The organism is Lysinibacillus sp. CD3-6, assembly GCF_006351725.2.
GTDB lineage: Bacteria > Bacillota > Bacilli > Bacillales_A > Planococcaceae > Lysinibacillus.
This window is the reverse complement of record NZ_CP085880.1, coordinates 2822701-2835161: the sequence shown is the minus strand read 5'-3', so window position 1 is coordinate 2835161 and position 12461 is coordinate 2822701. Positions and strand designations below refer to the sequence as shown.

Genomic DNA, 12461 nt, shown 5'->3' with positions numbered 1-12461 from the left:
GTATGAAAGTGGGGAAAAAGTTGATGGAATGAAAAAAAACTTACCTTATATTCAAGGTAAGAATTGTTTCACGAAAAATAGTCATATGTATTTTTCAGAAGTAATAGGACTGTTACAACGATAAATAGTTTACGCACGTAACTACTTCCGCGTTTAATGGCAAATTTCGAACCGACGATCGCTCCTGCAATTTGGGCAAGACCCATAGCAAAACCGTATGTGTAATGTATCTGACCTAAGTAAATAAACATTAGAAGCGCTGCGATATTGCTTCCGAAGTTTAAAAACTTGGCATTGCCAGCTGATTTTAAAAAATCAAAGCCAACAATTAAAAAGGCAAACAAGAAAAATGATCCTGTCCCTGGTCCTAAGAAACCATCATAGGAGCCAATTAAAGTAATAACAAGTACAAAAAAAGCATATCGTTTAGGTGTTAGCTTTTTATAGTTGGAAATACTACCCCAGTCTTTTTTGAAAATCGTATATATAGCTACAGCGGCTAGCATAATTAACATTAATGGCTTTAAAACGCTTGGATCGATTAAATGGACAATCCATGCGCCAACCATGGAGCCGAAAAAGACAAAAGGAAATAGCTTATAAACGGATTTTATATCTAGCTTCCCAGAGCGGTAAAACGTAATCGTACTAGTTAGAGATCCCATTGTACCAGCCAGTTTATTTGTTGCAACCGCGGCAGATGGTGGTAAACCTACAAATAAGAGAGCAGGCAATGATATAAGTCCGCCACCACCAACTACAGAATCGATAAATGCGGCCAAAAAGCCAAAAATAATAAGAATTAACAATATATTTAGATCTAAATCAAAAGGCACTAACGTCATCTCTTTTCTGTAATAATAATCTGATATTAGCGGAACATCGAGTGACTGTAAATAGCCTCTAATAATTTCTAGTTTACGCGTTTAGTATGTACGGATTGTTTTAAATATATAAAATCTACAAAATACAAAAATATTCTACTTTATGTAATAATTTTAATGTATTATGAAGAAAAGGTGTTTTTGCGTAAAGGGGACGTGATGACATTTGTCTTTAGGAAATCATTTTCGTGTGTTTATTTGTGTAGTGTTTATGGGAGTGCTCGTTGGCTATGTGTTTAATGCAAAAAAAGATATTACGGATAATGTCTATATCGATACAGTCAAGGAAGGTTATTTGGTTGATTTTACTGACGTTAAAGTTCGTGATGCCTTTAATTACGCTTTTACAGAGCCTTATTGGCGTTACTATAAGGCGAAAACTGGTCAACATGTAGTAGAACTTTCAGGGGATATAATATTTTTAGAGGAAAAAGGACATGCCATATTGCAATTCATAGTAAATGAGGAAGCGAATGAATTTAAGCTTTATGCCATGAAATTTAACGATGTTGTACTTGATTCCCAACAAAAAGGCTCGCTTGTAGGGATGGTTTATGAAACTTGGGAAATGAAACAGCTCGCTTATCAGTAAGTGCTTTTACTTTGTAAAAAGGGATGACTATATTACAGTAGAAAGGAGAGCATACAGACAGAGAGGGTGTTTTCATTGAAATTAAGTATTTTAGATCAAATTCCTGTACCGAAAGGTCATACTGCTGAACAGGCCTTTTTGCGTACAGAACAATTAGCGCTTTTAGGAGAAGAACTTGGCTTCCATCGTATGTGGCTAGCAGAGCATCACAATAGTGAATCATTAGCAAGCTCAGCACCTGAAATTACAGCAGCCTTTTTAGCTGCGAAAACAAAGCGTATGCGCATTGGCACGGGAGGCGTCATGATGATGCATTATTCTCCGTACAAGCTAGCGGAAGTATTTAAAACATTAAGTGCGCTTGCGCCAAATCGCATTGACTTTGGTGTTGGTCGCGCTCCTGGTGGAGACCATGCATCCATTTACGCATTAGCAGAGGGACGCAGACAGCATTTTAATGAACAATATGATAAGCTCGATACCATATTAAAATTGATGAATAATCAAAAAACGGGTGAATCTGTTTATGATCAAGTTATTGCTTCACCTACAAACATACAATTACCAGAAGCGTGGTTGCTCGGCTCAAGTGGTCAAAGTGCCGTGCAGGCAGGACAACGTGGTGTAGGTTATTCATATGCTCAGTTCTTTACTGGTAATATGTCTAAGGATATATTTGATACGTATAAGTCTTACTTTACACCTTCATATTATATGGAAAAACCGCAAATTATCGTTACCTATGCGACTACAGTTGCCGATACGTTAGAGGAAGCGGAATACTTAGCTAAGCCAATCGATATTACACGCCTACAGCTGATGAAGGGGCAAATTATTCAGGCGATGTCACCAGAAGAGGCAAAGGATTATCCATTGACAGAGATGGATAAAATGATGATTGCTAACAACCGTAAAGCAAATATTGTCGGCACACCAAAGGAAGTTGCTGCCTTTTTAGTAGCAGAGCAGGAACAATATGGCTTTGATGAAGTAATGCTAAACTGCAATCAATACGCGCAGGAAAGTCGCTTAAATTGCTATAAACTACTGGCAAAAGAATTGATTTAAGCTTGGACAAAAGAGAAAAAGAGTTAGATTGACTAATCATCAATCTAACTCTTTTTGCTGTTATCATTGTTAACTGCTACGCTACAGTAGGTATGAGTAGTGCATCCTTCCGTTCTGTGCATCCAAGCAGAGTGGGAGCGTGTGGAAATCAACGGTTTATTAAAGGGAATCACCCACAAAAATGTCCAATGCATGCAGGTGAATTGGACATTTTTGTTGTTATAGTTTCGCTGAGCCACTTGTAAAAGTAGTGTCTTGATAATACATATTTTTAACTAAGACGTTTGGTCCTAAGCATTTCACAGCAGGACAGTGGCAGTTTAAAGATTTTGCTAAATCGGTATCCATCCATTTGTCAAAAACTGCTGGTAGTTTATCATGAACGATATTACCAAGTGCAGATGCATCGCCAAAGTCTGTAACGATGACATCACCTGTAAAAATATTGATATTTAATCGAGAACGACCGTCAGGATCATTACGCATCGTGACATTTTTTGCTTCTCGTAATCGTTTTAATAGTTTTTGATCTTCTGTATCGGTGCTACAAGGATAGAATGGCAATGTACCAAAGAGCATCCAAGTATTTTCATCGCGTACATCAAGTAAATGATGAATTGCTTCACGTGTTTCTGCTAGTGAAAGTGATGTTAGCGAACTTGCGAAATCAGATGGATACATCGGATGTACCTCGTGACGTGCACATTGCATTTCGTTGATAATTTGGTTATGGATATGCTCCAAGTACGGTAAAGTTTTTTTGTTGAGCATTGTTTCCGCCGATACCATGACACCATGTTCTGCAAGCATTTTTGAGTTATCAATCATGCGTTGGAAAAGGGCTGCACGCTGTTCGTAAGTTGGTTTTCGCTCCATCATGGCAAAGCCTGTTTCAACAAATTCATCAACTGTACCCCAGTTATGTGAAATATGTAAAACATCTAAATAAGGAGCAATCAGTAAATACCGTTCAGGTTCAATCGTTAAGTTCGAGTTAATTTGTGTACGAACCCCACGTGCATGTGCATATTTTAAAAGGGGCAGGACATAATTTTGAACTGATTTTTTAGACATCATTGGCTCGCCACCAGTAATGCTAAGTGTTTTTAAGTGAGGTATTTCATCCAGTCGCTTAGTAATCAATTCCATAGGCAATGCTTGCGGGTCTTTATTTTGTAATGTATAGCCGACTGCACAGTGAGCACAGCGCATATTACAAAGGGTTGTAGTTGTAAATTCAATATTTGATAGGGTCATATGACCATGTTGTTCGACATCTAAATACGCTTCCCATGGATCATAGCTGGGCGTCATTTTTTGTAAGGTCGTCATAATTCGTACATCTTCCTTTCTAGCATTCTATTGTCTCATATTCAGTGATAATTTCAAATATGAAATTATTGAAAGAGCTTTTTTACGTCCTTTTTAGAAATTTTATTCTTGAAAGGATAGAAAAAATGCTTTTACAAGTTCTCCATTCTGGTTCGATTTTCAGAAAGAACTATAAAATGTCAAATTAGGTAAGCAAAAAGCTGTTTTTTTCATACACGATGCAAAGAAAAGAATGAGTGTATACACTGCTTTTTTTCAGATAAAACGTTATGATAGAGTTAGCAAGGCGGCAAGACCGTGACGAAGAAAGTAGGAAATAGTTTTGAGTAAGTATGAAATACTATTATTTGATGTAGATGACACATTATTAGATTTTAATTTAGCTGAAGATGCTGCACTAAACCGTTTATTTGAACAAGAAAAAATTGCAACTACACCGACGATGATTTCCCGCTATAAAGAGATTAATGAATCAATGTGGCGTGCTTTTGAACGAGGCGAAGTAACAAAAACTTCATTACATAATACTCGATTTTCAATCGCTTTAAAGGAATTTGGCATTGATGTTGACGGTGAATATTTTGAAACGGTTTTCCAAAAGTATTTGCAGGAAGCGCACCATTACGTAGATGGGGCATATGAGCTTATTGCACAACTTGCAGACAATTACGATTTATATGTCGTTTCAAACGGTGTGACTAAAACACAAAATAAACGATTAGCAGATGCAGATTTGGCAAAATACTTTAAAGGTATTTTTATTTCAGAGCAAACGGGTTTCCAGAAACCGATGCCAGCCTTTTTTGATTATGTTTTTGACCGTATCGACGGATTAAATAAAGAAAAGACACTTATTGTCGGTGATTCACTGACATCTGATGTGAAAGGCGGCTTGCTAGCGGGAATTGATACATGCTGGTTTAATTTTCGCGACATCCCCAATATAACGGAGATACAGCCTCATTATGAAATTAAAAAATTGCATGAGTTGCATACGTTATTAAATAAATAATTCAAGAAGGTAAAAAACTTCGCCTACTATAATTAGTAGAGCGAAGTTTTTCCTTTTTAGATTTGGTAACTTATAAGAGCATATGCTAAAAATACTATTTTTTTACACAATTAAATCTATTATGATAGAAATAGGAAATAAAAAGGGAGGAGCATTATGAAAAAACTATTTCAAACAACGATTATAGTTGCGGTGTGGGGGACATTGATCTCTTTCCCGATAGAAGCATCCGCCTATGAAGAACCAACGCACTATGTACATATGAAAACAGAAAATATGACGGTCTATTCCGCCTATGGTGCTACAATTAATGCAACTGAAAAAAATGGAATCTATAGCATTAAAGCGAATATCGTCAATAATCGTCAGCCACTAGAGGTTGTCATTTTTAAAAATGGTCAATCTGGTGTGCTACAGCAAGTGCTGAAAAAAGGAATGGAACCTGTAGCCTATCGAGACGAGGGGGATCGCGTAGTTGCGATTATCCATAACAATGCAGAGTTGAAGTTTGTACAACCTGAGCAACTATATTTCCGAGATTTAGCAAAGACAACAACTAGCTTCTATATTCAAACTTTGGCGGAGCGGGGAATAATTCGAGGACGCACACCTGATAATTTTGGTGTGAACGACTCTTTAACACGTGCACAGTTTAGTGCTTTGCTCGTCCGTGCCTTTAGCTTTCAGCAGGAGCCAACGAAACAGTTTTCAGACATCAATCAAAAAACATCGTGGTATGGTGGACATGTAGGTGCTTTACATGCTTTAGGCATTATTCATGGCAAAACGCCAACGATTTTTGATCCGAACGGCAAAATTACACGTCAGCAGGCAATTTTAATGCTTGGACGCACATTGGATGCGGTTGATTTTGTGCAAGAAGATAAAGAAGATAAATCCATTTTACCTTTTGAAGATAGTCATACTTTCCAAGGAGAGCTATTACGTCACATAGAAACACTGTATACAATCGGCGCTTTAGACGATAATACAAATTTAAACCCAAATCAGTATATTACACGTGGTCAATTCGCTAAAATGTTAGCTGTCACTTTACAAGCTACTGGCAGATTATAAGTTGCCTTTTTTAAGTGCCTGGCACTCTATCGGCGATTCAGCACCTTTTCATTCTTACATGGATGGAAAGGTGTTTTTATTATGAAATCAGTCGATTATAAAGAACACATAATATCTGTGAAAATACGCACATTAAAACTGTAAATAGGTATAAAAAGCAAACTATCGGGCAAAACCATTTATGAGACCAGTTTTCACGAGAGGGGAAAATGCTGATGAGTACTATATTAAATGCGACAAAACGTCATAAAGGACAACGCTCAACATTAACAAAACTAAGACAAAGTGGTGCCATTCCTGGTGTAGTTTACGGTTATCAAATGGAACCCACGTCCATATCACTTGATGCGAGAACATTCGCTAAAGTATTAAGCGAAATTGGTACTAAAAGTGTCTTTCAATTAGATGTCGAAGGAAAAAAAGTAAATGCAGTGTTAACAGAAGTCCAACGTTGTGCGCTTAAAGGTTTTGTAAAGCATGTAGACTTTAAATCAATCAATATGTCAGAAGAGCTAGAAGTCGATATCCCAATTACTGTAGTAGGAGATGCGATCGGCGTTAAAGATGGAGGATTTTTGTTACAACCAAATCGTGAAATTCGCATTAAAGTGAAACCTTCGGCAATACCCGAAACGGTAGAAATCGATGTTACAAATGTTGCAATTGGTACATCACTTTATGTGGGTGATATTCGTCAAAATTTACAATTTGAAATTTTAAATGAAGACGACTATACATTAGTGACAGTCACGCCTCCAGCAGCAGAAAATGTACAAGAAGATGAAACAGTAGATGGCACACCAGAAGTAATAGAAGCAACAGGGCAAAATACAGAAGAACCGAGAGAATAACATCGTTTTCTAACAACCTACATTGATCATAAAAAAGCTTGTGAAAGTTTTCATTTCACAAGCTTTTTAAATTATATATATTTTTAAACGACAGCGCTCTTAACACCAGTCCATTTTGTAAATAATTTCTCATTGGAGGTTAAGGCAAATTGAACAATAGGGCCAAGTCCGAAAGCCATAAGGACAGTCCCTACTCCAATAGGTCCGCCTAGTAAAAAACCAATAATAGCAACGGTTACTTCCATGAAAGTACGAGCGCGTGTAACACTCCAGCCGAGCTTATGAACCATTAAGAGCATTAATGTATCACGTGGGCCAATACCTAAATTTGCTACCATATACATACCACAGCCCCAACCTAGTAATAGCAATCCAGTTAAGTAAGCTAATAGCTGCATCCAAAAGCCTTCAATATCTGGAAGCCAAAAGTTGAATATATCAATAAAAATGCCAGCTAAAAACATATCTGCAAATGTACCTGGTAAAGGAAATTTCTTTGTCACGAGCATATCAAATGCTAAAATAGCTAAACCAATTAGTATAGACCATGTGCCAATTGTAAGACCAAATGTTTTGGCTAATCCTATATGTAAGACATCCCACGAACCAACGCCAAAAAATTGCCCTTTAATCGTTAAAGTGATGCCAAAGGATAAAACTAAGATGCCCGCAATGAAAAATAGACATCGTGTAAAAAAAGCTTGTTTCATATTTAAAACCTCATTCTGAAAAATTCATGTTGCCCAACAAGTTATTATAGCAATTGTTTTTAATAATCCCCGAAAATAGTCATTTCATATTTTTCAAAAAAAGGCGGTTTAGCTTATGAAACAAGGGGTAAAATAACAATGACTATGAAAGGATGGGATGAAGTGACTTCAGTACGTGATGAAATTTTAGAAGTATTAAACAGAGAAAAAATAGGAACGATGGCAACAGTAGAAAATGGCAAACCATATTCACGTTATATGACATTTCAAAATGAAGACTTTGTATTATATACCGTGACAAATAAGCACTCTGAGAAAATTGATGAGCTATTAAAAAATCCTTATACACATATTTTATACGGCTACGATAATGGTGGCTTTGGAGATACGTTCGTAGAGATAGAAGGAAAGCTTACGGAAATTGAAGAGGAAGGCTTGAAAAATAAATTAGCGGAATTTTTTACTGGAATCTTCATTGGCAATAAGGATGAAATGGTAACATTGAAAATTGAACCGATTCGTATGCGACTGATGAATAAAAAAGGTGAGCCACCTAAAGAGTTAGAATTTACAAACGACCATTTATAAATGGTCGTTTTTTCATCTTGTTAGTAAAGTAACAAGAAAAATTAAGTCGAACCTTTCTACATGACTTGAAACTCCTGCGTCATTCATGCATGATAGTTCATAAAAGAAAAGGGAGTGCTCAAAATGGTTGAAAAAGTACAGCAGCTAACAGAAAATATATTGGCATCACAGGGGAAATTAAAGGCAGATTTTATTTTGCGGAATGCACAAGTGGCAGATGTTTTTACTTTAACGTGGAAAAAGGCTGATATTGTTGTGAAAAATGGGCAAATTGTAGCACTCGATACACAAAATCGTTTTATTGCTCACAATGAAGAAGATGCAAAAGGGCATTATGTTATCCCTGGGTTAATAGATGGGCATATACATATTGAATCATCTATGCTTACGCCTGCTGAATTTAGTCGTGTGCTTGTTCCTCACGGCGTGACGACGGTTATTACAGATCCACATGAAATAGCAAATGTTGCGGGTGCAGAAGGCATTCAGTTTATGCTAGATGATGCGAAAAAAGCAGAAATGGATATTTTCGTCATGTTGCCTTCGAGTGTGCCAGGCACTCGTTTTGAACATGCAGGAGCAACACTTACTGCTGCCGATTTAGCACCTTTTATGACAAATGCACATGTACTCGGATTAGCTGAGGTGATGGATTTTCCTGCAGTATTAAACGGTGACAAGAGCATGCTTGAAAAAATTAGATTAGCACAACAAGCCAATCTTGTTGTTGATGGACATTGTGCAGGTTTAAATAGTTCTCAAATTACAGGTTACCGAGCGGCAGGTATTCAAACAGATCATGAGTGTGTGACAGCAGAAGAGGCGTTAGACCGTATTGAGCAAGGAATGTATGTTTTAATACGTGAAGGCTCAGCGGCTAAAAATTTACGTGATTTATTACCTGCTGTCAATACAATCAATGCGCGTCGTTTTGGTTTTTGTACAGATGATAAGTATGTCGATGAATTAATGGAAGAGGGCAGCATTAACTTTGATGTCAAAATGGCGATTGAAGAAGGCATGGAGCCATTACAAGCAATTCAAATAGCTACCATTAACGTAGCAGAGTGCTATCGTTTATATGATAGAGGGGCAATTGCACCAGGCTATAAAGCAGATTTTGTATTAATTGAAGATGTGGCGAAAATGCAAGCGAAAGCGGTTTGGAAAAATGGAGTTAAAGTTGCTGAAAAAGGAACAATGCTAACTGGGCGTGTAAAACCAGATGTTCCTGCCCATATCCATTGCTCTGTTCATTTGCCAACTATTACAACGGACATGCTTGCCATTCCATTTACAAAAGGATCAAAAGCGAATGTTATGGAAATTGTGCCTAATCAGCTTATTACCAACCATTTAGTAGCAGATGTACCGCTAAGCGCTGGGGAATTTATTCCGTCCGTAGAGCAGGATTTACTGAAGCTAGCAGTAATCGAGCGCCACCATCATTTACACACAACGGGTCTTGGAATAGTGAAAGGCTTTGGCTTGCAAAAAGGTGCGGTGGCAACAACGGTAGCACACGACTCTCATAACGCTCTCGTCGTAGGAACGAATGATGCAGATATGGTCCTGGCACTCAATCGTATTCAAGAAATTCAAGGGGGATTTGTCATCGTAGCAGATGGCAAAATATTAGCAGAAATGCCTTTAACAATAGGTGGATTAATGACCGATGCACCAGCACCTGATGCCAAAATGCAATTAGCAAATCTTCACGCTGCATTAAATGAATTAAACCCTAATTTAGATTTTCATTTTCTTTTAACATTTTCTTTTGTAGCATTACCTGTTATTCCAGCTTTAAAGTTAACGGATTCAGGATTATTTGATGTTACAACATTCCAACATATTTCGGTAGAAGCCTAAAAATAAAAACGACCTGACAGCATCGTGCTATCAGGTCGTTTTTATTAGTTGTAATTCGCGTTTTAACCTGAGTGAATGCAAATACAATGGCTTTTGATTCAAAATTATTGAAATCGAAGCGTTTTCATATTAAAATAACTTTTATAGATTATCGATAATCTATAATGGATAACATTTTTACTAGCCACTTTATACACAGAACTATTAGAATAAAAGGATATAAATTTATTGGAGTGGTTAGATGGGGTTTAATGGAAATTCAATTTCAAAGAAAACAATTGCAGAACAAATAGCCGAGCAATTATTATTTCGCATATTTTCAGGTCAATATGAACAAGGCCAGCGTTTGATAGAGTCTGAAATTGCAAAAGAGTTACAAGTAAGTCATGCGCCTGTCCGAGAGGCGCTGTATCTTTTACAAAAAGATGGTGTAGTGGAAAAAATACAACATAAAGGCGTAAGCGTAAAAATTATTTCAGATCAGGAATTGAAGGATTATTTGGAAACCCTTTATTACCTATTGGATCTTGCGCTTAAAAAATGTGAACCAAAATGGACTGCCGAGTTTCAACATGAACTTTTACTTCGTTTTGAAACGATGGAACAAAGAAAGTCTGCTAATAATATTTACGAATATGTTGTAGCGTTTGCGCACTTGTTAGAATTCTTTTTTGATATTACTGGAAATATTGCAATGTTACGTTTCTTTAAAGAAACGATATTTGTTACAAATGTAGCTGCACAAACAAAATGGAAAATGAATCTCGTTGAATCCTATCATATGTCCATTCATACGTTCATCAAGTGTATAGAAATATCGGATTTTGAAAATGCCCGAAATGCTATTAAAGATGTTATTTTATGGCATCATTTTAATTAAATTTTAAAGGGGAAATTTATTATGAAAGCAGCAGTTTGGCACGGTGTAAAAGATATTAGAGTAGAAGAGGTTGAATTAAGAGGTTTACGAGAAGATGAAGTGAAAGTAAAAGTAGCTTGGGCAGGTATTTGTGGAAGTGACTTACATGAATATCAAGAAGGTCCAGTATTCATACCAGTAGATGCAAAAGCAGATTTAACTAGTGAAATTGCTCCGCTGACAATGGGACATGAATTTGCTGGTGTAATCGAAGAAGTTGGCTCAAACGTTTCAAACTTTAAAGTAGGAGACCGTGTAGTAATAAATCCTACTTTAACATATAGAAATAAACATGAAGATGTCGATCGCTATGATGGATTTAATTTTATCGGGTTACATGGAAACGGTGGTTTTGCAAAATATGCGAACGTGCCAGAAACAAATGTACATCATTTAGCTGATAATTTAACTTTACAAGATGGTGCATTAGTAGAACCAATGGCTGTTGCTGTACAAGCTGTAAAAGATGCTGGTGTCACTTTAGGAGATGCAGTTGCAGTGTTCGGTGCTGGACCAATCGGATTATTAACAGTTATTGCTGCTAAAGCATCTGGTGCAAGCAAAGTGATCGTATTAGATCTATCCGATAACCGTCTAGAAAAAGCGAAAGAATTAGGGGCTACGCATGTTATTAACTCTGGAAAAGCAGACCCTGTACAAGCAGTGAGAGCGATTGTAGCGGATGGGGTAGATGTGTCCTTTGAAGTTGCTGGGGTTGCTCCTACATTTAAACAAGCTATCGATGTAACAAAAGCGCGTGGTAATATGATGATTGTTTCTATTTTTGCAAGACCGATCGAGTGGAATCCAATTCATCTTACAAACACTGGTGTAAATCTTTTATCTTCAATTGTGTATACACCGACAATTTTCCAAAGAACAATTGATGCAATGGCAGCTGGTCAGCTAAATCCACAAGGTATTATCACAAGTCAAATAAAATTAGACGAAATTGTTGATAAAGGATTTGAAGCGTTAACAAACGACAAAACGCAATCTAAAATTTTAGTCGAGTTAAGTGGAGAAAAATAATAGCGCTTAAAAAACATATTTTAGACTAGTTTATACTCCTTTTCTTCTAATCCAAAAAGAGAGAACTAATTAAGTTCTCTCTTCAGACTGTAGACAAACTCGAAAAATTTCGAGTTTGCCTACAGTCTTTTTTCATTTTAAAATAAAAATAGATGTCTACTGCCGTTGATTTCCGCTACGTTCGGGCGCTTTCCGCGGGCACACACGTAAGCCGCAACCCTCGCTAACGCGCGGTTTGTTGCGTCTTACGTGCTGTGCTTTCCCGCAGGAGTCGCTCGCCCTTCGCTCCAATCAACTTGATATGAATTGCTATCAATCAACTATAAATAAAATAATCTATTTGAGGTGATGGAAAATGATGTCGAAAAATCAAATCAATGAACGTGAACAATTAGAAATGCTGACAATTGACCAATTGGTGCCACAAGACCATTTAGTTCGAAAACTAGAGGCAGCGATTGATTTTTCGTTTATCTATCCATTAGTCGAAAACCTCAAGAGAGGACTAATTAAGTTCTCTCTTTTTT

12 protein-coding genes and 1 pseudogene are annotated in these 12461 nt (G+C 36.9%); 10 read left to right on the top strand and 3 right to left on the bottom strand.

The window, feature by feature from the left end:
* Positions 1-68: 68 nt before the first annotated feature.
* Complete coding sequence (locus tag FH508_RS14090) at positions 69-836, bottom strand: TSUP family transporter (protein ID WP_173478904.1); 768 nt, start codon at positions 834-836, stop codon at positions 69-71.
* A 214-nt stretch (positions 837-1050) separates the two neighbouring features.
* On the opposite strand from FH508_RS14090, the gene FH508_RS14085 reads away from it, so the two are divergent.
* Positions 1051-1476: a hypothetical protein gene (locus FH508_RS14085; protein ID WP_228134081.1), complete on the top strand. Its 426-nt coding sequence runs from the start codon at positions 1051-1053 to the stop codon at positions 1474-1476.
* A 75-nt stretch (positions 1477-1551) separates the two neighbouring features.
* The gene (locus FH508_RS14080; protein WP_173478903.1) at positions 1552-2544 is read left to right on the top strand and encodes an LLM class flavin-dependent oxidoreductase; all 993 of its coding nucleotides are present in this window, start codon (positions 1552-1554) and stop codon (positions 2542-2544) included.
* 219 nt (positions 2545-2763) lie between these two features.
* Here the strand turns inward: FH508_RS14080 and yfkAB are convergent, their stop codons facing one another.
* The gene (gene yfkAB / locus FH508_RS14075) at positions 2764-3876 is read right to left on the bottom strand and encodes a radical SAM/CxCxxxxC motif protein YfkAB (RefSeq protein ID WP_173478902.1); all 1113 of its coding nucleotides are present in this window, start codon (positions 3874-3876) and stop codon (positions 2764-2766) included.
* 322 nt (positions 3877-4198) lie between these two features.
* Here yfkAB and FH508_RS14070 point away from each other — a divergent pair, with 322 nt between their 5' ends.
* The 3 genes from FH508_RS14070 (at position 4199) to FH508_RS14060 (ending at position 6816) form a co-directional block, all read left to right on the top strand.
* Positions 4199-4888, top strand: a complete 690-nt coding sequence (locus tag FH508_RS14070) for a YjjG family noncanonical pyrimidine nucleotidase (RefSeq protein WP_173478901.1) — start codon at positions 4199-4201, stop codon at positions 4886-4888.
* Between the two features lie 156 nt (positions 4889-5044).
* Positions 5045-5965, top strand: a complete 921-nt coding sequence (locus FH508_RS14065; protein ID WP_173478900.1) for an S-layer homology domain-containing protein — start codon at positions 5045-5047, stop codon at positions 5963-5965.
* A gap of 215 nt (positions 5966-6180) precedes the next feature.
* Positions 6181-6816, top strand: coding sequence for a 50S ribosomal protein L25/general stress protein Ctc (locus FH508_RS14060; RefSeq protein WP_173478899.1), 636 nt, complete (start codon positions 6181-6183; stop codon positions 6814-6816).
* An 83-nt stretch (positions 6817-6899) separates the two neighbouring features.
* On the opposite strand, the gene FH508_RS14055 is transcribed toward FH508_RS14060, so the two are convergent.
* Positions 6900-7526 (bottom strand): YczE/YyaS/YitT family protein, encoded by a 627-nt coding sequence (locus FH508_RS14055; protein WP_173478898.1) that lies wholly within the window; start codon positions 7524-7526, stop codon positions 6900-6902.
* Between the two features lie 162 nt (positions 7527-7688).
* On the opposite strand from FH508_RS14055, the gene FH508_RS14050 reads away from it, so the two are divergent.
* The 5 genes and pseudogenes from FH508_RS14050 to FH508_RS14030 form a co-directional block, all read left to right on the top strand.
* The gene (locus FH508_RS14050; RefSeq protein ID WP_173479112.1) at positions 7689-8114 is read left to right on the top strand and encodes a pyridoxamine 5'-phosphate oxidase family protein; all 426 of its coding nucleotides are present in this window, start codon (positions 7689-7691) and stop codon (positions 8112-8114) included.
* Between the two features lie 123 nt (positions 8115-8237).
* Positions 8238-9983, top strand: coding sequence for an adenine deaminase (gene ade / locus FH508_RS14045; protein WP_173478897.1), 1746 nt, complete (start codon positions 8238-8240; stop codon positions 9981-9983).
* 241 nt (positions 9984-10224) lie between these two features.
* A complete protein-coding gene (locus tag FH508_RS14040) occupies positions 10225-10863 on the top strand; it encodes a GntR family transcriptional regulator (protein WP_173478896.1) in 639 nt (212 codons plus the stop codon).
* A 21-nt stretch (positions 10864-10884) separates the two neighbouring features.
* Positions 10885-11934 (top strand): 2,3-butanediol dehydrogenase, encoded by a 1050-nt coding sequence (locus FH508_RS14035; RefSeq protein ID WP_173478895.1) that lies wholly within the window; start codon positions 10885-10887, stop codon positions 11932-11934.
* A gap of 355 nt (positions 11935-12289) precedes the next feature.
* Positions 12290-12430: pseudogene (locus FH508_RS14030) on the top strand (IS5/IS1182 family transposase); the annotation flags it as partial.
* Between the last annotated feature and the right edge of the window lie 31 nt (positions 12431-12461).